Here is a 20,989-nt window from a genome sequence, read left to right on the forward strand (position 1 = left end):
TGTTCGTCCTAGGTTATCTGGCAGCACTTTCGAGGGTGAGGCGCCCCGGCCGGTCAACGTACCAGCGGCCCCCTCATACTCCCGAATACCGCAAAAGATGCCCCGGATCACCGAAGTGACCCGGGGCATCGCGGTGCGTGCAGACGTTACTGCACGAAATACGCCGCCTTGTCCGCAAGGTCCAGAGCCATCTGCGGGACGACGCCGAGCGCGATCGTCAGCGCCACCGAGACGGTGAGCGCGATCGTGGTCATCGGCGAGGGCACGACCACGACCGGCCCCGCCCCCTCCTCGCGCAGCGGCTCGCTGAAGTACATCAGGACGATGACACGGACGTAGAAGAACGCCGCCGCCGCCGAGGCGATCACACCGACGATCACCAGCGGCCAGGCGCCGCCGTCGATCGCCGCCGTGAACAGCGCGAACTTCCCGGTGAAGCCGGAGGTCAGCGGGATGCCCGCGAAGGCCAGCAGGAACACCGTGAAACAGGCCGCCAGCAAGGGCGAGCGCCGCCCGAGGCCGGCCCAGGCCGACAGGTCGGTGGCCTCGCCGCCGACCGTGATCGAGTCGTCGTCGCCGCCGTCGCCGGCCTCCGATCCGCCGCGCACCGACTCGCGCACCAGCGTCACCACGGCGAACGCGCCGATCGTGGCGAAGCCGTACGCCGCCAGGTAGAACAGCGTCGCGCTCACGCCCTTGGTGGTCGTGGACACGATGCCCAGCAGGATGTACCCGGCGTTGAGGATCGCCGAGTACGCGAGCATCCGCTTGATATCCCGCTGGGTGATCGCCAGGATCGCGCCGGCCAGCATGGTCAGGATCGCCACGCCCCACAGCACCGGCCGCCAGTCCCAGCGCAGGCCCGGCAGCGCGACGTACACGATGCGCAGCAGCGCGCCGAACGCGGCGACCTTGGTGGCCGCGGCCATGAACGCGGTGATCGGGGTCGGCGCGCCCTGGTAGACGTCCGGGGTCCAGGAGTGGAACGGCACGGCGCCGATCTTGAACAGCAGCCCGACCGCCAGCAGCGCGATCCCGACCAGGACCAGCACGTCCGAGTGCGGGGCCGCGGTGATCGAGGCCGCGATGTCCGACAGCCGCACCGAGCCGGAGTAGCCGTAGAGCATCGCGATGCCGTACAGGAAGAACGCCGAGGAGAACGCCCCGAGCAGGAAGTACTTCATCGCGGCCTCCTGCGACAGCAGACGGCGCCGGCGCGCCAGCCCGCACAGCAGGTACAGCGGCAGCGACAGCACCTCCAGCGCCACGAAGGAGGTCAGCAGGTCGTTCGCGGCCGGGAACAGCAGCATGCCGCCGATCGAGAACAGCATCAGCGGGAAGACCTCGGTGGTCCGCAGCCCGGCGGTGTCCGCCGCGCGCTCGCCGCCGGAGCCCGGCGTGGTCGCGCCCTGCGCGGTGAACGCGTCGAGGTCGACCATCGCGGTGCCGCGCTCGGCCACCAGCAGCAGCGCCAGCACCGCCAGCGCCAGGATGGTGCCCTGCAGGAACAGCGTGACGCCGTCCACCGACACCGCGTCGGCGGCGGTGGTCTCGGCCATGCCGTGGTTGGCGATCACGAAGCCCAGGGCCACCAGGACTCCGGCCAGCGACACCGCGACCTGGGCCCAGTAGCGCCGCGAGCGCGGCAGGAAGGCCTCGATGAGGATGCCGACCGTGGCGGCGCCGAACACCACCAGCATCGGCATCAGCGCCCGGTACTCCACCTGCGGCGCCGTGAAGGTGCTCACCGTCGCGGAGCCGGCGCCCGGGGCCGCCGGGCTGCCCGGCGCCGCGGCGAGCAGACTCGTCAGAACGCTCACTTCTGGTCCACCTTCTCCGAAGTCTGCGTCGCGTTCAGAGCCGGAGCCGGGTCCTGCTTGTGAACGTGTTGCAGAGTGGTGTTGACGGAGGGGTTCACGACGTCCAGCACCGGCTTGGGGTAGAAGCCCAGGCCGATGATCAGCGCGATCAGCGGCGCCACGGCGATCACCTCACGCGTGCGCAGGTCCTTCATGCCCTCCAGCCCGGCCTTCAGCGGGCCGGTCATGGTCCGCTGGTAGAGCCAGAGCACGTACAGCGCGGCCAGGATGATCGCGGTGGTGGCCACGATCGCCACCGCCTTGTACCGCTCGAAGGTGCCGACCAGGACCAGGAACTCCGAGACGAAGGAGGACAGGCCCGGCAGCGCCAGCGAGGACAGCCCGGCGATCAGGAACACGCCGGCCAGCTTCGGCGCGACCTTGTTCACGCCTCCGTAGTCGTCGATCAGCTGCGAGCCGCGCCGGGAGATGAGGAAGCCGGCGACGATGAACAGCGCTCCGGTCGACAGGCCGTGGTTCACCATGTAGAGCGAGGCGCCGCTCTGGCCCCGCGAGGTCATCGCGAACACCCCGAGGGTGATCAGCCCGAAGTGCGAGATCGAGGTGTAGGCGATCAGGCGCTTGATGTCGGTCTGGCCGATGGCCAGCAGCGCACCGTACATGGTGCCGACGATCGCCATCCCGATCACCAGCGGCGTGAAGAACTTCGAGGCGCCGGGGAACAGCTCCAGGCAGTACCGGAGCATTCCGAAGGTCCCGACCTTGTCCAGCACGCCGACCAGCAGCACCGCCGAGCCCGGGGTGGCCTCGGCGGCGGCGTCGGGCAGCCAGGTGTGGAACGGGAACAGCGGGGCCTTCACGGCGAAGGCCACGAAGAACCCGAGGAACAGCGCCTTGGCCAGGCCGGAGCTGATGCCCAGCTGGCCGGAGCTCACCGCGTTGGCCAGCGTCTGGAAGTCGAAGGTCCCGGTGCCCAGGTGCTTGCCCGAGGCCACGTACAGGCCGATCAGCGCGGCCAGCATGAACAGGCCGCCGAACAGCGAGTACAGCAGGAACTTCACCGCGGCGTAGGACCGCTGCGGCCCGCCGAACCCTCCGATGAGGAAGTACATCGGGATCAGCATGGCTTCGAAGAACACGTAGAACAGGAACAGATCGGTGGCCGCGAAGACCCCGATCATCATGGTCTCCAGCAGCAGGTACAGCGAGAAGTAGGCGCGTACCGAGCGGCGGCCGTCGACCTGCGCCTCGTCGGCGTCGTTCCAGGCCGCCAGCAGCACCACCGGCATCAGCACCGTGGTCATCAGGATCAGCACCAGGGCGATGCCGTCGACCCCGAGGCCGTAGTTGATGTTGAAGGCCTTGATCCAGTGGTGGCTCTCGATGAACTGGAACCGGGCGCCGCCCTTCTTGAACTGCGAGGCCATCGCCGCGGCGATGCCGAAGGTGGCGACGCTGAAGGTCAGCGCGATCTTCTTGGCGGCCTCGCTCCGCTCCTTCGGCAACGTGGCCACCAGCGCGGACCCGACCAGCGGGACCACGCCCATCGTGGTCAACCAGGGAAAGCTGCTCATCTCCATCTCTCCCTTAGAGCTTCGCGAAGAGGATCGCGGCGACCAGGGCGGCCGCGCCTCCGAACATGGACAGGGCATAGGAGCGGACGAATCCGGTCTGGAGCCGCCGCAGCCGGCCCGAGGTCCCGCCGACCAGCGCGGCCAGGCCGTTGATCGCCCCGTCCACGCCGCGGTTGTCGGTGTAGACCAGGGTGCGCGTGAGGTACTGGCCGGGCCGCATCAGCGCCGCCTCGTTGAAGGCGTCGCCGTACAGGTCCTTGCGCGCCGCGACGGTGATGAAGCTGCCGCGCGGGGCGACGGCCGGGACCTTGCGGGTGCCGTACTTCACGATCGCGATCGCCACGCCCACGGCCACCGCGGCCAGCGTGATGATCGACAGCGTCGTGGAGTTCAGGCCGCCGGGCAGCTTGCCCTCCTCGCGCGGGCCGGTCACCGGCTCCAGCCAGTTCACGAACGCCGAGTTCATCGAGAACAGGAAGCCCGCGGCCACCGAGCCGACGGCCAGCAGCAGCATCGGCAGGCCCATGGACAGCGGCGACTCGTGCGGGTGCGGCTCGTGGCCCTCGGCGTCCTCGACCCAGCGCTTCTCGCCGAAGAAGGTCATGATCACCATGCGGGTCATGTAGAAAGCGGTGATCAGCGCGCCCAGCAGGGCCGCGCCGCCGAGGATCCAGCCCGAGGTGCCGCCCTTGCTGAAGGCGGCCTCGATGATCTTGTCCTTGGAGTAGAACCCGGAGAACGGCGGACAGCCGATGATCGCCAGGTAGCCCAGGAAGAACGTGCCGAAGGTGATCGGCATGTACTTCCGAAGGCCGCCGTAGTGGCGCATGTTCACCTCGTCGTTCATGCCGTGCATGACCGATCCGGCGCCGAGGAACAGCCCGGCCTTGAAGAAGCCGTGGGTGACCAGGTGCATGATCGCGAACGCGTAGCCGATCGGGCCCAGGCCGGCGGCCAGGATCATGTAGCCGATCTGCGACATCGTCGAGCCGGCCAGGCTCTTCTTGATGTCGTCCTTGGCGCAACCGACGATCGCACCGAACAGCAGCGTGATCGCGCCGACGATGGTCACCAGCAGGCGCGCGGTCGGCGACAGGTCGAAGATGGCGTGCGAGCGGACGATCAGGTAGACGCCGGCGGTCACCATGGTCGCGGCGTGGATCAGGGCGCTGACCGGGGTCGGGCCCTCCATCGCGTCGCCGAGCCAGGACTGGAGCGGGAACTGCGCCGACTTACCGCAGGCGGCCAGCAGCAGCATGATGCCGATCGCGGTCAGCATGCCATGTGAGGCCTGCGGCGCCAGGCCGAAGACGCCGGCGCTGTTGGCGGCGAAGTCCTTGTACGGCTGAGCGCCGCCGAAGCTGAACGTCCCGAAGGTGACGAACATCAGCATGATCGCGATCGACAGCCCGACGTCGCCGACGCGGTTCACGACGAACGCCTTCTTCGCCGCGGCCGCCGCGCTCGGCTTGTGCTGCCAGAACCCGATCAGCAGGTAGGAGGCCAGACCGACGCCCTCCCAGCCGACGTACAGCAGCAGGTAGTTGTCGGCCAGCACCAGGACCAGCATCGCGGCCAGGAAGAGGTTCAGGTAGCTGAAGAACTTCCGGCGCTCGGGGTCGTGGCTCATGTAGCCGACCGAGTAGATGTGGATCAGCGATCCGACACCGGTGATCAGCAGGATGAAGACCACCGAGAGCTGGTCGAGCTGGAAGGCCACGTCGGCCTGGAACGGGTTCTGCCCCGTCCCGGGCACCGGGACCCAGGAGTACAGGTGCTGGTGCATGGTGCGCGCGGCGCCGTGCTTGCCGAGCATCGTGAAGAACAGCCCCGCCGCGAGGGCGAAGCTGCCCAGCGCCGTCAGGCACCCGAGCAGGTGCCCCCAGGCGTTGGTGCGCTTGCCCCCCAGGAGCAGGAGCGCCGCGCCGAAGAGCGGCAGTCCGGGGACAAGCCAGATGAGACTTTCCATTGCTTACTCGGCCCGCCTCTCAGTACTTCAGCAGGTTCGCATCGTCGACCGAGGCCGAGCGGCGAGTACGGAACACGGACACGATGATGGCCAGGCCGACCACGACCTCCGCCGCGGCCACCACCATCGTGAAGAAGGCGATGACCTGACCGGTGAGGTCGCCGTGCATGCGGGAGAAGGTCACCAGCGACAGGTTCACGGCGTTGAGCATCAGCTCCACGCACATGAAGACCACGATGGCGTTCCGGCGGATCAGCACTCCGAAGGCGCCGATCGTGAACAGGAGCGCCGACAGGAACAGGTAGTTGGCCGGGTTCATTCGGCTGCTCCGTTCGTCGAGGCGTTTTCGAGTTCCGGAGCGTCGCCCTGGTGCGGCACGGCCATGTTCTCCCGGGTGACCGCGGTCAGGCCGACCGCGTCGCGCACCGGGGTGCGGGCCTGCAGCGTGGCGTTCACCGAGTCCTCGGCGACCGAGCCGTCGGGCAGCAGCGCGGGGATGTCGACCGCGTTGTGCCGCGCGTAGACGCCCGGCGTCGGCAGCGGCGTCATCCGCTTGCCGGTGCGCACGCGCTCCTCGACCAGTTCCTTCTGCGACTTGCGGGCCACCAGGCGTTCCCGGTGCGTCATCACCATCGCGCCGACCGCGGCGGTGATCAGCAGCGCCGAGGTGACTTCGAAGGCCCAGAAGTACTTGCTGAAGATCAGGTCCGCGAGGTTCTTGACGTTGCCGCCGCCGGCGTTGGCCTGTCCGGCCCCGACGAAGGTCCCCAGCCGCGCGTGGCCCAGGGCCACCATGACCAGCACCGCGAACGCGACCGCGGCCAGTACCGCCAGCTTGCGCTGGCCCTTGATGGTCTCCACCAGGGAGTCGGCGCTGGAGACGCCGACCAGCATCAGCACGAACAGGAACAGCATCATGATCGCGCCGGTGTACACGACGATCTGCACGACGCCGAGGAAGTAGGCCCCCTGCGCCAGGTAGAACATCGCCAGGCAGATCATGGTCATGGCCAGCGAGAGCGCCGAGTGCACAGCCTTCTTGGAGAAGACCGTGCCGAGCGCCCCGAGCACCGCCACCGCGCCGAGCACGTAGAACTGGAAGGCCTCGCCGTCGGAGGTCTTGCTCAGTCCGGCGGCCAAGGTGACGCCCTGCTCGGAAAGAGCGAGCGGAAGGCTCATCACGCGTCCTCCCCGTCCGGATCGGGCTTGGCCGAGCTGCGCTGCTGCGGGACGGTGCCCGGCGCGGCCGCGGTGACCTTGCCCTCGTAGTAGTCCTGGGCGGACATGCCCGGGAAGATCGAGTGCGGCGATTCGACCATGCCCTCGGTCAGCCCCGCCAGCAGCTCGTCCTTGGTGTAGATGAGGCTGGCCCGCGAGGTGTCCGCGAGTTCGAACTCGTTGGTCATGGTCAGCGCCCGGGTCGGGCACGCCTCGATGCACAGCCCGCACAGAATGCAGCGCAGGTAGTTGATCTGGTAGACGCGGCCGTAGCGCTCACCCGGGGAGTAGCGCTCCTCCTCGGTGTTGTCCGCGCCCTCCACGTAGATGGCGTCCGCCGGGCAGGCCCACGCGCACAGCTCGCACCCGATGCACTTCTCCAGGCCGTCGGGGTGCCGGTTGAGCTGGTGCCGGCCGTGGAACCGCAGCGCGGTCTGCTTGGGCTCCTCGGGGTACTGCTCGGTCGTCCGCTTCTTGAACATCGTCGAGAAGGTGACGCCGAACCCCGCGACCCCGGCGAGCGGGTTCTTCGGCTTCTCCTTACCGGAGTAAGGGTTCTGCTCGTCAGACATCGGAGTCTCCTGCTTCCAGTTCGGTGGCCTCCACCACGGCGCCGACCAAGGCCGCCCGAGGACGGCGCGGCGTGAACGCCGGCAGCTGCTGGCCGGGCAGCGGCGGCACCGGGAACCCGCCGCCCATCGGGTCGAACGGCTTGGCCGCCTCCGCGGCCTCCTCCGCCTTCTCCAGAGCGCTGGTCTGCCGGTAGCGCAACTCGCTGACGATCCAGGCGATCACCACCACCGCGGCCACCGGCCCGAGGATGTAGACCAGATGCGAGCGGTTCAGGTCGCCCTGGTTCTTCAGGGTCCGCACCACGGCCACCGCGAGCAGCCAGACCAGCGAGGCCGGGATCAGCACCTTCCAGCCCAGCTTCATGAACTGGTCGTAGCGCAGGCGGGGCAGCGTGGCCCGCAGCCAGAAGAAGAACAGCATGAAGACCACGAGCTTGATGACGTACCACAGCACCGGCCACCAGCCGCTGTTCGCGCCGTGCCAGACCGAGACCAGCCCGAACGGGGCGTGCCAGCCGCCCAGGAACATCAGCACGGCCAGCGAGGAGACGGTGACCATGTTGACGTACTCGGCCAGGAAGAACAGCGCGAACTTGATCGAGGAGTACTCGGTGTGGAACCCGCCGACCAGCTCGCCCTCGGCCTCGGGGAGGTCGAAGGGCGCGCGGTTGGTCTCGCCGACCATCGACACCACGTAGATGACGAAGGAGGGCAGCAGCGGCAGGCAGTTCCACCAGCTGTGCTGGCTGTTGACGATGCCCGAGGTGCTCATCGTGCCGGCGTAGATGAACACCGCCACGAAGGACAGCGACATCGCGATCTCGTAGGAGATCATCTGCGCGGTGGAGCGCAGACCGCCGAGCAGCGGGTAGGTCGAGCCGGAGGCCCAGCCGGCCAGCACGATGCCGTAGATCCCGATCGAGGTCGCGGCCAGCACGTACAGGATGCCGACCGGGAGGTCGGTGAGCTGCAGCGGCGTGCGGTGGCCGAAGATCGACACCTGGTTGTTCGCCGGGCCGAAGGGCACCACGGCGATCGCCAGGAACGCCGGGACCGTGGAGATCAGCGGGGCCAGGATGAAGACGATCTTGTCCGCCGCGGTGGGGATGATGTCTTCCTTGAGCATCAGCTTCACACCGTCGGCCAGCGACTGGAGCATGCCCCAGGGGCCGGTGCGGTTGGGCCCGATGCGCTGCTGCATGTAGCCGACGATCTTGCGCTCGAACAGGATCGCCATCAGGACCGTGACGACCAGGAACGCGAAGACCGCGACCACCTTGATCAGGATCAGCCACCACGGGTCCCGGCCGAAGAACGAGAGGTCCTCGTAGTTCGTGGGAGTGGTGGCGTCGGCCGCGAGCGGGCCACTGGCCAGGTGCCCGAATACCGTCAGGGCGCTCACGCGGTGGCCTCCACTTCGGTCGCGGCGCGTGCGATCTTGACCAGCGAGCCGGTGTCCGCGCGCAGCGCGCGGCGGACCTTCGAGCCCTTGGAGTTCGTGGGCAGCCACACGACGCGGCCGGCCAGGTCCTCGATCCGCAGCGGCAGGGTGATCGAGCCGTGCTCGTTGGAGACGGTGACCAGGTCGCCCTCGGCGGCCTCGATCTCCGAGGCGGTCTCCTTGCTCAGGTGGACCGCCGTGGGCTTGCGGGTGCCGGCCAGGAACGGCTCGTGCGCCTGCAGGGACCCCTCGTCCAGCAGCAGGTGCCAGGTGGCCAGCACGGCCTCGCCGACCGCCGGCTTGGGCAGGTCCGCGGCGGTGCCGGCCAGCGCCGGGGTCTTCTCCCGGTGCCACAGGCCCAGCCGCGCCAGCTCGTGCCGGGCCGCGCCGACCGTGGGCAGGCCCAGGTGCACGTCCATGGCGTCCGCGATCCGGTCCAGCACCCGCAGGTCCGGCATCTCGCCGAGGCCGGCGGCCTGGACCGCGTCGGCGTCCAGCGCGGTGTCGAAGGACCGCGCGCGGCCCTCCCAGTCCACGAAGGTGCCGGACTTCTCGGCGACCGGGGCCACCGGGAACACCACGTGCGCCCGCTCGGTGACCGCGCTGTGCCGGAACTCCAGCGAGACCACCAGCGGCACCCGCTCCAGGGCGTCCAGGAACGCCTGCGGGTCGGCCGTGTCGTAGGGGTCGACGCCGGCGACCACGAGTCCTGCGATCCCGCCGAGGACCGCGGTGTCCACGATCTGGTCGGCGCCGCGCCCGAAGGCGCCCGGCAGGTTGGCCACGCCCCAGCGGGCGGCGACCTCGGTCCGGGCCTCGGGGTCGGTGGCCGGGCGGCCGCCGGGCAGCAGGTTCGGCAGCGCCCCGGCCTCCAGGGCGCCGCGCTCGCCGGCCCGGCGCGGGACCCACGCCAGCTTGGCGCCGGTCACCCCGGCCAGCTTCACCGCGGCGGTGAGCGCCCCCGGCACGGCCGCGAGCCGCTCGCCGACCAGGATCACCGCCCCGGGCTTGCGCAGGTCCTCGGCGGTCTTCAGGCCCGCGGCGTCCAGACCGGAGTCCGGGCCGCCGTCGGCCAGCGCCGCCAGGAACGCCGGCTCCGTGAGCGGCGCCGCCTTCAGCAGCGCGCCCTTGAGCTTGCTCAGCCCGCGGGTGGCGTAGGGCGCTATGGCCGAGACCGCCAGCTTCCGGGAGAGGACGTTCTTGCGCAGCCGCAGGAAGACGATCGGCGACTCCTCCTCCGGCTCGAAGCCGACGAGCAGCACGGCCGGGGCGAGGTCGAGGTCGGCGTACGTGGTCGCCAGGCCGGAGCCGGCGACGTAGGACGCCAGGAACTCGGCCTCCTCCTCGGAGTGCGGCCGCGCCCGGAAGTCGATGTCGTTGGTCTCCAACGCGATCCGGGTGAACTTCGCGTAGGCGTACGCGTCCTCCATCGTGAGCCGGCCGCCGACCAGCGCGGCGGCCCGGCCGCGAGCGGCGTTCAGCCCCTCGGCGGCGAAGGCCAGCGCCTCGGGCCAGGAGGCCGGACGCAGCTCGCCCGACTCGCGGTCCCGGATCAGCGGGGAGGTGATGCGCTTGGCGGCGGGGGCCTGCGAGTACTGGAACGCCCAGCGTCCCTTGTCGCAGTTCCACTCCTCGTTCACCTGCGGATCGTCGGCGGCCATCCGCCGGGTGACCTTGCCGCGCCGGTGGTCGGTGCGCAGCGAGCAGCCCGCCGCGCAGTGCTCACAGGCGGTCGGCGAGGAGACCAGGTCGAAGGGCCGCGACCGGAACCGGTAGGCCGCGCCGGTCAGCGCGCCGACCGGGCAGATCTGCACGGTGTTGCCGGAGAAGTAGGACGCGAAGTCCTGGTCCTCGGCCACCGAGATGCCGACCTGCTGCTCCGAGCCGCGCTCGATCAGGGTGATGAACGGGTCGCCGGCGATCTGGTCGGCGAACCGGGTGCAGCGCGCGCAGGACACGCAGCGCTCGCGGTCCAGCAGCACCTGGCTGGAGATGTTGATCGGCTTGGGGAAGGTGCGCTTGACGCCCTCGAACCGGGACTCCCCGGCGCCGGTGCTCATCGCCTGGTTCTGCAGCGGGCACTCGCCGCCCTTGTCGCAGACCGGGCAGTCCAGCGGGTGGTTGATGAGCAGCAGCTCCATCACCCCGCGCTGGGCCTTCTCGGCGACCGGCGAGCTCATCTGGGTCTTGATCACCATGCCGTCGGCGACCGTGGTGGTGCAGGCGGCCACCGGCTTGCGCTGGCCCTCCACCTCCACGATGCACTGCCGGCAGGCGCCGACCGGGGCCAGCAGCGGGTGGTCGCAGAACCGCGGCACCTGGGTGCCGATCCGCTCCGCGGAGCGGATGATCAGCTCGTTCTTCGGCACCTGGATCTCGACGCCGTCGATGGTGATGGTCACGAGATCGACGGGAGGTGGCGTAGGCACCGCCACCTCCTTGCCGCTGTCAGCGGAGTTCTGAGTGGTCACGGTCATGCGCTGGTCCTCGCGAATGACAGCGGGCCGTCGGCCCACGCGGTGGACAGGGACGGGTCGAAGGGGCACCCGCCGCGTTCGAAGTGCTCCAGGTACTCGTCCCGGAAGTACTTGAGCGAGGACTGGATCGGCGCGGCGGCACCGTCGCCGAGGGCGCAGAAGGCCTTGCCCACGATGTTGTCGCACAGGTCCAGGAGCTTGCCGAGGTCTTCCTCGGTGCCCTCGCCCTTCTCCATGCGCTTGAGGATCTGCACCAGCCAGTAGGTGCCCTCGCGGCACGGCGTGCACTTGCCGCAGGACTCGTGCGCGTAGAACTCGGTCCAGCGCAGCGCCGCGCGGACCACGCACGTGGTCTCGTCGAAGATCTGCAGCGCCTTGGTGCCGAGCATGGAGCCGGCCGCGCCGACGCCCTCGTAGTCCAGCGGGACGTCGAGGTGCTCCTCGGTGAACATCGGGGTCGAGGAGCCGCCGGGGGTCCAGAACTTGAGGCGGTGGCCGGGCCGGACGCCGCCGGCGTAGTCCAGCAGCTCGCGCAGCGTGATGCCGAGCGGGGCCTCGTACTGGCCGGGGTACTTCACGTGCCCGGACAGCGAGTACAGCGTGAAGCCCGGGGACTTCTCGCTGCCCATGCCCCGGAACCAGTCGACGCCGTTGCGGACGATCGCGGGAACCGAACCGATGGACTCGACGTTGTTCACACAGGTGGGGCTGGCGTAGAGCCCTGCGACGGCCGGGAAGGGAGGACGCAGACGAGGCTGTCCGCGCTTGCCTTCCAGGGAGTCCAGCAGCGCCGTCTCCTCGCCGCAGATGTACGCGCCGGCGCCGCCGTGCACGGTGAGTTCGAGGTCGAAGTCGGTGCCCAGGACGCCCTTGCCGAGGAACCCGGCCTCGTACGCCTCGCGGACCGCGGCCTGCAGGCGCCGCAGCACGTGCAGCACCTCGCCGCGCACGTAGATGAACGCGTGGCTGGCGCGGATCGCGTAGCACGCGATGATCACGCCTTCCACCAGCTCGTGCGGGTTGGCCATCATGAACGGGATGTCCTTGCACGTGCCCGGCTCGGACTCGTCCGCGTTCACCACCAGGTAGTGCGGCTTGCCGTCGTTCTGCGGGATGAAGCCCCACTTCATGCCGGTCGGGAAGCCCGCGCCGCCGCGGCCGCGCAGTCCGGAGTCCTTGACGAGCTGGATCACCTCGTCGGGGTGCATCCGCAGCGCCTGCTTGACCGCGGTGTAGCCGTCGCGCCGCTGGTAGCCGGCGAGCGTCCAGGGCTCGGAGTCCAGCCAGCCCCGGGACAGGACGGGGGTGAGTTCGGGTGCCATTACTCGGACGCCTCCGTGGTGAGCGCCGGACCGGTGGGGGTCCGGCCCTGCGAGACGAGCAGACCGGCCAGCGTGGCGTGGCCGGCGGCGCCGCCCCCGGCCACGGCGCCCTCGCGCGGGTCCTCGAACCCGGCCAGGATCCGCTCGGCCTGCTTGAAGGTGCACAGCGCGGGGCCGCGGGTGGAGTGCACTTCCTTGCCCGCGCGCAGTTCGTCGACGACCCGGACCGCCTTGTCGGGGTTCATGTCGTCCAGGAACTCCCAGTTGACCATCATCACCGGGGCGAAGTCGCACGCCGCGTTGCACTCGATGTGCTCCAGCGTGACCCTGCCGTCCTCGGTGGTCTCGTCGTTGCCGACGCCCAGGTGCTCCTTGAGCGTGGCGAAGATGGCGTCGCCGCCCATCACCGCGCACAGCGTGTTGGTGCACACCCCGACGTGGTAGTCGCCGACCGGGCGCCGCTTGTACATCGTGTAGAACGTCGACACCGCCGAGACCTCGGCGGTGGACAGGCCCAGCTTGTCGGCGCAGTACTCGATGCCCGCCGGCGAGACGTAGCCCTCCTCGCTCTGCACCAGGTGCAGCAGCGGCAGCAGGGCCGAGCCGGACTGCGGGTAGCGCGCGACGATCTTGTCGGCGTCGCCGTCCAGCTTCATCAGGTGTTCGTAGTTGCTCAACGGTCCACACCACCCATAACCGGGTCCAGGGAGGCGATGGCGACGATGACGTCGGCCAGCTGGCCGCCCTCGCACATCGCCGCGGTCGCCTGGAGGTTCGTGAAGGACGGGTCGCGGAAGTGCACCCGGTAGGGCCGGGTGCCGCCGTCGGAGACGACGTGCACGCCGAGTTCGCCCTTGGCCGACTCCACCGCCGCGTAGGCCTGGCCGGCCGGGACGTGGAAGCCCTCGGTGACCAGCTTGAAGTGGTGGATCAGGGCCTCCATGGAGTCGCCCATGATGTGCCGGATGTGGTCCAGGCTGTTGCCCATGCCGTCGCTGCCCAGGGCGAGCTGCGCGGGCCAGGCGATCTTCTTGTCCTCGACCATGACCGGCTGGCCCTGGGTGCGCTGGACGCGGTCCAGGCACTGCTCGACGATCCGCAGCGACTCGTACATCTCGGCCAGGCGGATCCGGTAGCGGCCGTAGGCGTCGCAGGTGTCCCAGGTCGGGACGTCGAACTCGTAGGTCTCGTAGCCGCAGTACGGCTCGGACTTGCGCAGGTCGTGCGGCAGGCCGGTGGCGCGCAGCGTCGGGCCGGTGATCCCCAGGGCGATGCAGCCGGCCAGGTCCAGGTGGCCCACGCCCTCGGTCCGGCCCTTGAAGATCGGGTTCTCGTTGCACAGCTTCGCGTAGTCCGGGAAGCGCTTGCGCATCAGCTTGATGTAGCTGCCGATCTTGTCCACCGCGCCGGGCGGCAGGTCCTGCGCGACCCCGCCGGGGCGGATGTACGCGTGGTTCATGCGCAGGCCGGTGATGAACTCGAAGAGGTCCAGCGTCTCCTCGCGCTCGCGGAAGCCCGCGGTCATCATGGTCAGCGCGCCCATCTCCATGCCGCCGGTGGCCAGGCACACCAGGTGGCTGGAGATCCGGTTCAGCTCCATCAGCAGGACCCTGATGACGCTGGCCCGCTCGGGGATCTGGTCCTCGATGTCCAGGGCCGTCTCGACCGCCAGGCAGTACGCCGTCTCGTTGAACAGCGGCGTGAGGTAGTCCATGCGGGTCACGAACGTGGTGCCCTGCACCCAGTTGCGGAACTCGGTGTTCTTCTCGATGCCGGTGTGCAGGTAGCCGATGCCGCAGCGGGCCTCGGTGACGGTCTCGCCGTCGATCTCCAGGATCAGCCGGAGCACACCGTGCGTCGAGGGGTGCTGCGGCCCCATGTTGACGACGATGCGTTCCTCGGGGCTCTCCTGCAGGCCCGACAGGATCTCGTCCCAGTCGCCGCCGGACACCGTGAAGGCACGGCCCTCGGAGTCGGTGACCGATTCGCCGGTCTCGTCGATGACGGTCATGAGTAGGCCCTCCGCTGGTCCGGAGCCGGGATCTGCGCGCCCTTGAACTCGACGGGGATGCCGCCGAGCGGGTAGTCCTTGCGCTGGGGATGGCCCAGCCAGTCGTCCGGCATCAGGATCCTGGTCAGGCCGGGGTGGCCGTCGTAGATGACGCCGAACATGTCGTAGGCCTCGCGCTCGTGCCAGTCGACCGTCGGGTAGACCTCGTAGAGCGAGGGGATGTGCGGGTCGACGTCCGGAGCGGTGGTCTCCAGGCGGATCCGGCGGTTGTGCGTGATGCTCAGCAGCGGGACGACGCTGTGCAGTTCGCGGCCGGACTCCTCCGGGAAGTGGACACCGGTGACGCCCAGGCACATCTCGAAGCGCAGCGCGGGGTCGTCGCGCAGCGTCCTGGCGACGCTGACGAGGTGCTCGCGCGGGACGTGGATGGTCAGCTGGCCGCGGTACACCACGTAGGCGCTGATCGCCTCCAGCGGCAGGCCCTGCTCCTCCAGCGCGCCCTCGAGCTCGTCGGCGACGACGTCGAAGTAGCCGCCGAACGGGCGCTCGCTGGCGCCGGGGAGCTCGATCCGGCGGACCAGGCCGCCGTAGCCGGAGGTGTCGCCGCCGTTGCGGACCCCGAACATGCCTTTACGGGTGGCGATCAGCTCGCCACCCGGCTTGTCAGCACCCTGTTCCGGGACCGCGGGTACGTTTTCGGTCACCGGAGGAGCCCTTCCATCAGGATCGTCGGCTTGGCGTTCATCGCGGCCTTCTCGGCCTCTTCCGCGGCCTTCTTGCGGTTCACGCCCAGCGGCATGCTCTGGATCTGCTCGTGCAGCTTCAGGATCGCGTCCAGCAGCATCTCCGGCCGCGGCGGGCAGCCCGGCAGGTAGATGTCGACCGGCACGATGTGGTCCACGCCCTGCACGATCGCGTAGTTGTTGAACATGCCGCCCGACGAGGCGCACACGCCCATCGCGATGACCCACTTGGGGTTCGCCATCTGGTCGTAGACCTGGCGCAGGACCGGGGCCATCTTCTGGCTCACCCGGCCCGCCACGATCATCAGGTCCGCCTGCCGCGGCGTCGCGGAGAACCGCTCCATGCCGAAGCGCGCCAGGTCGTAGCGGCCGGCGCCGGTGGCCATCATCTCGATGGCGCAGCAGGCCAGACCGAAGGTCGCCGGCCACACCGACGACTTACGCATGTAGCCCGCCAGACCCTCCACCGTCGTGAGGAGGAATCCTGCGGGCAGTTTCTCTTCCAGGCCCATCTGTCAGTCCCATTCCAATCCGCCGCGGCGCCAGACGTAGGCGTACGCGACGAAGACGGTGAGGATGAAGAACACCATCTCGACGAGCCCGAACCAGCCCAGCGAGTCGAACCGCACCGCCCACGGGTACAGGAACACGATTTCGATGTCGAAGATGATGAAGAGCATGGCGGTCAGGTAGTACTTCACCGGGAAGCGGCCCCCGCCGACCGGCTGCGGAGTGGGCTCGATGCCGCACTCGTAGGCCTCCAGCTTGGCGCGGTTGTACCGCTTCGGTCCGGTCAGCATCCCCGACACCACCGAGAACACGGCGAACCCGGCGGCCAACCCGCCGAGCACCAGAATCGGCGCGTAACTGTTCATGGATGACGTCCTGTCAGGCAGGTTTGTGTCAATTTCTGGACGAGTGGGCCCTGCTCACGCTACTTGTGGCTGATTTCACAAGCTCCCGCGACGTTCAGTGCCGTGCCGTGAACCCAGTGTGTGGTGAGGCGGTTTCACAAGCACGACCGTGAGCGCCACGAAACGGTCGGTGCCTTCTTTCGCCGCTGATCCTACGCCTGCGCCGTGTGGGCTGCGCCACAGGGGTGCGGCCAAGTGTGATCGAGATCACCGGAAGATCAACGATCATCAGCTCACGAAGATCATCCAACCGGATAAAAGCGAAGGTGTCGTGATATAGGGGCCTAGCTCCGCCCGCCGCCTAAGACCGACTTGCGCCCCAGGCCGGGCTCTGCTTGGGAAAGCCCTTGGCGGCCGCGCCCATGGGAGTAGGTTCACATGGTGGACGCCCAGGCGCTCTCAACGAGGAGGTCCACGATGCACCCGCGTCGGCTTTCTGTTAGCTCGGTGGCGGTATGCGCCGTTCTCCTTGGTTTCACAACGGTTTCCTGCTCCACGACAGCCAATCAGGTGAACGCCGGGCACTCCGCGGGGTCCGGATCGGGGACGGTTTCGGCGAGTTCTTCTCAGGGGACTGGTTCGGGGACGGCCTCGGGCTCCCCGAGCCCTTCGGGCCCGTCGAGCCCCTCGGCGACCGGGGTGAGCTCGGCTACCGGGGTTCCCGGTGGGGGCACGTCCACCTCTTCTCCGTCGGCGGCCGGTCCCGGAAGCAGCACCGGTGGGCGGCCGACGTCTCCGCCGTCCTCACCGACGCCGTCGCCGCACCCCTCGCCGCCCAGTTCGGCGCCGAGCACGGTGCACGGGACGCTGACCGTGACGCCGGCACAGAACGGGATGACGTTCGACGTGGCGGTGGGGACGGAGATCATGGCCGCGCAGTTCCCGTGGCCCGCGGCGCCCATCTCGACCAACCCCTCGATCCTGGCGCCCGGGGTCTCGCCGATGTACATCGTGTGCCGGCCGCCGGGGACGTCGTGCTCGGCGCCGCCGCGGACGTTCTCGGCGAAGGGCCGGGGGACGGCGGAGATCACGGCTTACCGGGAGATGTGCGGGGAGGCTCGGCGGTGTGTGCCGCCGGCGGACTGGACGCAGTTCGAGGTGACGATCGTCGTGGGTTGATCGGTGTGGGCCGATCAGCGTGGGTTGATCGGTGTGGGTGAGGCGCGGCACTCGCGCGGGCACGTGCCGCGGTCGTGCGGCCATCTCCGCGTAACACCGCGCCCCGGCCCGGAGAAGCCCGGACCGGGGCGCGTACGGCGTTTGTCAGCCTCCTGGCGGCCCAGCCGCCCCACTATCAACTACTGCTGCGCCAGGGCTGCGAGGGCGCCGGCGGCGGACCGTAGCCGGGGGGCGTGCTGAAGTGGGTGCTGTCGGCGTCGGATTCACCGGACTGCCACGCGCGCTCCTCGAAAGCCCCGGGCCGTGCCGACGCCGCGGCGAAGGAATCCGGGCCCTCCACGACGTCGACGACCTCCTCGTCCACCACCACGGCGGGACCGTCGTAAACCACCGTCGGCTGGTCCGCCACCGGCTGGAACACCAGCGACGGCTCCTCCACGACCGCGACCGGCTCCTCGACCACCACGACGTCACCGGCCCCGACGTTCAGCAGCCGCTCCTCCTCGCGCGCCTCGACCTGCGCGGCGGCGGCCAAGGCCTCGGCCTCACGCTGCGCAGCCGCGAACGCCTCGATCCCGCCGTGGTCCCCGGACACCCGCTGCAACGGCACCCCGACGCCCACGGGAGGCAGCGGCTCACCGGCGACAGCAGCCGCACGGCGATCGGCCCGAGCGCGGCGCTCCTCGGCGGAGAGGGTTTCCACGTGCTCGACGCTGTCGACGGGGATATGCGGCTGATCGGTGGCAGCATACTGAGACGCGGCATCGGGCTGGATGGCCGCGCCATCGGTGCCCAGAGTCGCCGAGTACAGGCCGGGTGCCACGAAATCGGCCTGCTGCTCACCGATGCCACCGAAAGCCCCGTGCGAGCCGGCTGCGGGTGCAGGCAAGCCCGGGATATCAGCCTGCTGTTCGCCGGCGACACCGGTGGCGCCGGAAGCCGCGTGTGAGCCGACTACGGGCCCGGGCTGCACGCCAGGCAAGTCCTGCTGGCCGGGGGCAATGTAGGGACCGGCGGCCGATACATCAGCCTCCTGCTCGCCTGCCACGCCGTTGCCGCCGTGAGCCGCATGCGAACCAACCACACCCTGCTCAGCCGCCGCGCGCTCGGCAGCCGCAGCAGCCTCCGCCTCATCGGCACGGTTCGCCGCAGCCACCATCTCCGCCAGCAACGCGGCTTCCTCAGCCGCCGCAGCCTCGTTCGCTGCGACCAGTGCCGCTTCCTGATCGCCGGCTTCGGCCGCGGCCACGGCCTGGGCCGCGAGCGCCACCGCCTTGTCGTCCACGAATTCCGCGGCCGCGTCGGCGATTTCCGCCGCGAGTTCCGGGGCGCCTTCCTCAGGTACATTCTCGGCCCCGGCTTCAGCTCCGGCTTCGGCTTCGGCCCCGGCTTGGGCTTCGACTCCAGTTTCGGCTTCGACTCCAGTTTCGGCTTCGACTTCGGCCCCGGCTTCGGTGCCCACCGCCTCGGCGGCCGGCTCGCCATCGCCAACCGCCTCAGCCTCGACACCGGTCTCGGCCTCGACCCCAGCCTCAGCCTCAGCCTCGAACTCGGCGTCAGCATCGGCACTAGCCTCAACCGCCGCTTCAACCGCCCCGCCGACGATCACCTCCGCCGCCAGCGCCCGCCGCACATCCTCCGCCGCGGCCTCCAGCACCGCGCGCGCCAGTGCCCGCAGGGCGTTCTCATCCGCGGCGTGCAGGGCGGCCAGGACCTGGGCCTCGGCGGCGGCGACCGCCGTGTCGAGGACGCCGCCGGCGTTCAGGACCTCGGCGAGTTCGGAGTCGATCGACTCCGACACGATCGCCTGCGCCATCGCCTGGGCCGTGGCCGCCTCCGTCAGGGCGGAGGCCGAGGCGAGCGCGTCGGCTGCGGCGGCGTCCGCGAGGACCGCCTCGACCGTGGCCGTCGGGTCCGGCTCGGATTCCGTTTCCGGGGTGGCTGCTGCCGCTGCCGCTTCGGCGAACGCCTCCTCGACCGCTGCTTCCACCGCCGCCTCCGCCGCGGCCTGGCCGGCGGCGCCTGCCGCCTGGGCGATCAGCTCGGCTTCGGCGTGCACCACGCCGCCGACGATGCCGGCGATCGCGTCCGCCTCGTGCCGGCGGGCGCGTTCGGCTTCTTCGACGCCGGCCTGCGCGACCGCGTCGCGCTTGTCGGCCGGGACGCGGTCGCCGAGGGCGCCGAACAGGGCCTTGTCCGCGGCCAGCGCCATGGTGGCGACGTCCCAGTTCTCCGGGACGGTGGTCAGCAGCGGGTTGTCGCTGAGGTCCAGTTCCTTCAGCGTCAGCTTCTGCCAGTTGCTCGTCGGGAGGTCCGAGAGCCGGTTGCCGCGCAGGACCAGCGTCTCCAGCTTCGGCAGGTCGCACACCGAGCGCGGCACCCACGTCAGCTGGTTCTCGGCGACGTCCAGTTTGCGCAGCGACTCCAGTCCGCCGAGCGCGCGCGGCAGCGACGACAGCTCGTTGTCCGCGAGGTCCAGGTTCACCAGGTTGCGCAGCATGCCCAGGGTCCGGGGCACCCACGCCAGCTGGTTCGAGGCCAGGTTCAGGGTCGTCAGCGCGCCGAGGCCGGACAGCTGGAAGGGCAGCTCCCGCAGGTTGTTGCCGACCAGGTCCAGCGTCTCCAGGCGGTGCAGCCCGCCGAGGCCGGCCGGCAGCGTCTCCAGGTCGCAGTAGGCCAGCGACAGCCACGTCAGCCGCTTCAGCGCGCCGACCGAGGCCGGCAGCGACGTCAGCGGGTTCTGCGCCAGGTTCAGGGTGTCCAGGTTCGCCAGGCCGTCGAAGCTGTCCGGCAGGTCGCGCAGGCTGTTGCGGGAGACGTCCAGCGACGTCAGCACCCGCAGCGCCCCCAGCGACGGCGGCAGCTCGGTGAGCCGGTTGTACGTCAGGCTCAGCTTGTCCAGCGACGCCAGCCGCCCGATCGCCTCCGGGACGTGGGTCAGCCAGTTGTCGGCCAGGTTCAGGTCGGTCAGCCGGCTCAGGTCCGCCACCGAGGCCGGCAGCTCCTCCAGGTGGTTGCCGCTGAGCGCGAGCGTCTGCAGCTCGCTGAGGTTGCCGATCGACGCCGGCAGCGTCTGCAGCTGGTTCTTCTGCAGCAACAGCTTGGTCAGCGAGGCCATGTCGCCGATCGACGTCGGCAGCTTGCGCAGCCGGTTGCCGGTCAGGCTCAGCTCCTGCAGCCGGATCAGGGCCCCGATGCTCGGCGGCAGCTCGGTCAGCACGTTGTCGTCGGCGGACAGCGTCACCAGGGTCTGGGTGTCGCCGATCCAGTCCGGCAGCTCGGTGAGCCGGTTGCCGTCCACGACCAACGAGCGCAGGCTCGGCGCGCCCAGCGAGTTCGGCAGCCCGGGCAGCTGGTTCTTCTGCAGGTACAGGTGCGTGAGATTGGTCAGCCGGCCGACCGCGTCCGGCAGGACCGCGAACGCGTTCTCGTCGAGCCACAGGCTGACCAGCCGCTCCAGCTGGCTGAAGTCGTCGGGGAGCGTGGACAGGCCGTTGCCGGTCAGGCTCAGCTCCACCAGGCCGACGAGCAAAGACGTCTGCGGCGGCAGTTCTCCGCACTCGTTGTTGTCCAGCCACAGCCGACGCAGCCCCGCCAGCGCGCCCAGCGTTTCGGGCAGCGCCCGGAGCCGGTTGCCCGACAGGTTCAGGAACGTGACCGGCGCGAGCTCGGGCAGGCGGCCGAACTCCGCGGGCAGCCCGGTCAGACCCAGATTGGACAGGTCCAGGCCGACCTCACCGTTGTCCTCGGTGGTGAGACGGTCACTGATGAGCCTTCTGATGTGGTCGATGTCCGGATTCACAGTCCGT

General features: G+C 69.7%; 16 protein-coding genes. All 16 read right to left on the reverse strand.

Features of this window, described 5'->3' with window-relative positions:
* Positions 1 to 146 precede the first annotated feature (146 nt).
* Positions 147 to 1,811 (reverse strand): NADH-quinone oxidoreductase subunit NuoN, encoded by a 1,665-nt coding sequence (nuoN, locus tag ABH920_RS03885; protein ID WP_370347971.1) that lies wholly within the window; start codon positions 1,809 to 1,811, stop codon positions 147 to 149.
* Positions 1,812 to 1,816: 5 nt separating this feature from the next.
* Complete coding sequence (locus tag ABH920_RS03890) at positions 1,817 to 3,394, reverse strand: NADH-quinone oxidoreductase subunit M (protein WP_370346862.1); 1,578 nt, start codon at positions 3,392 to 3,394, stop codon at positions 1,817 to 1,819.
* 13 nt (positions 3,395 to 3,407) lie between these two features.
* Entirely contained in the window at positions 3,408 to 5,363 is a 1,956-nt protein-coding gene (gene nuoL, locus ABH920_RS03895) for an NADH-quinone oxidoreductase subunit L (RefSeq protein WP_370346864.1), read from the reverse strand.
* A 19-nt stretch (positions 5,364 to 5,382) separates the two neighbouring features.
* Entirely contained in the window at positions 5,383 to 5,682 is a 300-nt protein-coding gene (gene nuoK / locus ABH920_RS03900; RefSeq protein ID WP_194917194.1) for an NADH-quinone oxidoreductase subunit NuoK, read from the reverse strand.
* Positions 5,679 to 6,542: an NADH-quinone oxidoreductase subunit J gene (locus ABH920_RS03905; protein ID WP_370346867.1), complete on the reverse strand. Its 864-nt coding sequence runs from the start codon at positions 6,540 to 6,542 to the stop codon at positions 5,679 to 5,681. Before ABH920_RS03905 ends, nuoK begins: the two co-directional genes overlap by 4 nt.
* Positions 6,542 to 7,153 carry an NADH-quinone oxidoreductase subunit NuoI gene (nuoI, locus tag ABH920_RS03910; protein WP_370346869.1) on the reverse strand — a complete coding sequence of 204 codons (612 nt, stop codon included), beginning with the start codon at positions 7,151 to 7,153 and terminating at the stop codon, positions 6,542 to 6,544. The genes ABH920_RS03905 and nuoI overlap by 1 nt, the downstream gene beginning before the upstream one ends.
* The gene (gene nuoH, locus ABH920_RS03915) at positions 7,146 to 8,546 is read right to left on the reverse strand and encodes an NADH-quinone oxidoreductase subunit NuoH (protein WP_370347973.1); all 1,401 of its coding nucleotides are present in this window, start codon (positions 8,544 to 8,546) and stop codon (positions 7,146 to 7,148) included. The genes nuoI and nuoH overlap by 8 nt, the downstream gene beginning before the upstream one ends.
* A 5-nt stretch (positions 8,547 to 8,551) precedes the next feature.
* Positions 8,552 to 11,071, reverse strand: coding sequence for an NADH-quinone oxidoreductase subunit G (locus ABH920_RS03920; protein WP_370346871.1), 2,520 nt, complete (start codon positions 11,069 to 11,071; stop codon positions 8,552 to 8,554).
* The gene (nuoF, locus tag ABH920_RS03925; RefSeq protein WP_194917191.1) at positions 11,068 to 12,393 is read right to left on the reverse strand and encodes an NADH-quinone oxidoreductase subunit NuoF; all 1,326 of its coding nucleotides are present in this window, start codon (positions 12,391 to 12,393) and stop codon (positions 11,068 to 11,070) included. The genes ABH920_RS03920 and nuoF overlap by 4 nt, the downstream gene beginning before the upstream one ends.
* On the reverse strand, positions 12,393 to 13,049 hold the full coding sequence (nuoE, locus tag ABH920_RS03930) for an NADH-quinone oxidoreductase subunit NuoE (RefSeq protein WP_370347976.1): 657 nt from the start codon (positions 13,047 to 13,049) through the stop codon (positions 12,393 to 12,395). Before nuoE ends, nuoF begins: the two co-directional genes overlap by 1 nt.
* A gap of 17 nt (positions 13,050 to 13,066) precedes the next feature.
* Positions 13,067 to 14,404 carry an NADH-quinone oxidoreductase subunit D gene (locus ABH920_RS03935; protein WP_370346873.1) on the reverse strand — a complete coding sequence of 446 codons (1,338 nt, stop codon included), beginning with the start codon at positions 14,402 to 14,404 and terminating at the stop codon, positions 13,067 to 13,069.
* Positions 14,401 to 15,108 carry an NADH-quinone oxidoreductase subunit C gene (locus ABH920_RS03940; protein WP_370346875.1) on the reverse strand — a complete coding sequence of 236 codons (708 nt, stop codon included), beginning with the start codon at positions 15,106 to 15,108 and terminating at the stop codon, positions 14,401 to 14,403. The genes ABH920_RS03935 and ABH920_RS03940 overlap by 4 nt, the downstream gene beginning before the upstream one ends.
* A complete protein-coding gene (locus ABH920_RS03945) occupies positions 15,105 to 15,659 on the reverse strand; it encodes an NADH-quinone oxidoreductase subunit B family protein (protein WP_015796239.1) in 555 nt (184 codons plus the stop codon). Before ABH920_RS03945 ends, ABH920_RS03940 begins: the two co-directional genes overlap by 4 nt.
* A 3-nt stretch (positions 15,660 to 15,662) precedes the next feature.
* Positions 15,663 to 16,022 carry an NADH-quinone oxidoreductase subunit A gene (locus ABH920_RS03950; RefSeq protein WP_015796240.1) on the reverse strand — a complete coding sequence of 120 codons (360 nt, stop codon included), beginning with the start codon at positions 16,020 to 16,022 and terminating at the stop codon, positions 15,663 to 15,665.
* 605 nt (positions 16,023 to 16,627) lie between these two features.
* Positions 16,628 to 17,092 carry a hypothetical protein gene (locus ABH920_RS03955; protein ID WP_370346878.1) on the reverse strand — a complete coding sequence of 155 codons (465 nt, stop codon included), beginning with the start codon at positions 17,090 to 17,092 and terminating at the stop codon, positions 16,628 to 16,630.
* Between the two features lie 263 nt (positions 17,093 to 17,355).
* Complete coding sequence (locus ABH920_RS03960) at positions 17,356 to 20,982, reverse strand: hypothetical protein (protein ID WP_370346880.1); 3,627 nt, start codon at positions 20,980 to 20,982, stop codon at positions 17,356 to 17,358.
* Positions 20,983 to 20,989 lie beyond the last annotated feature (7 nt).

The sequence above is a fragment of the Catenulispora sp. EB89 genome, assembly GCF_041261445.1.
In the GTDB taxonomy this organism is placed as follows: Bacteria; Actinomycetota; Actinomycetes; order Streptomycetales; family Catenulisporaceae; genus Catenulispora.

What these genes read in the sequence shown, in the direction of transcription:
- nuoE (WP_370347976.1), bottom strand. Translation starts at nt 13,049, where the DNA reads ATGAAGCTGGACGGCGACGCCGACAAGATCGTCGCGCGCTACCCGCAG.
- ABH920_RS03905 (WP_370346867.1), bottom strand. Translation starts at nt 6,542, where the DNA reads ATGAGCCTTCCGCTCGCTCTTTCCGAGCAGGGCGTCACCTTGGCCGCC.
- nuoK (WP_194917194.1), bottom strand. Translation starts at nt 5,682, where the DNA reads ATGAACCCGGCCAACTACCTGTTCCTGTCGGCGCTCCTGTTCACGATC.
- nuoL (WP_370346864.1), bottom strand. Translation starts at nt 5,363, where the DNA reads ATGGAAAGTCTCATCTGGCTTGTCCCCGGACTGCCGCTCTTCGGCGCG.
- ABH920_RS03920 (WP_370346871.1), bottom strand. Translation starts at nt 11,071, where the DNA reads ATGACCGTGACCACTCAGAACTCCGCTGACAGCGGCAAGGAGGTGGCG.
- nuoI (WP_370346869.1), bottom strand. Translation starts at nt 7,153, where the DNA reads ATGTCTGACGAGCAGAACCCTTACTCCGGTAAGGAGAAGCCGAAGAAC.
- nuoF (WP_194917191.1), bottom strand. Translation starts at nt 12,393, where the DNA reads ATGGCACCCGAACTCACCCCCGTCCTGTCCCGGGGCTGGCTGGACTCC.
- ABH920_RS03935 (WP_370346873.1), bottom strand. Translation starts at nt 14,404, where the DNA reads ATGACCGTCATCGACGAGACCGGCGAATCGGTCACCGACTCCGAGGGC.
- ABH920_RS03950 (WP_015796240.1), bottom strand. Translation starts at nt 16,022, where the DNA reads ATGAACAGTTACGCGCCGATTCTGGTGCTCGGCGGGTTGGCCGCCGGG.
- ABH920_RS03945 (WP_015796239.1), bottom strand. Translation starts at nt 15,659, where the DNA reads ATGGGCCTGGAAGAGAAACTGCCCGCAGGATTCCTCCTCACGACGGTG.
- ABH920_RS03890 (WP_370346862.1), bottom strand. Translation starts at nt 3,394, where the DNA reads ATGAGCAGCTTTCCCTGGTTGACCACGATGGGCGTGGTCCCGCTGGTC.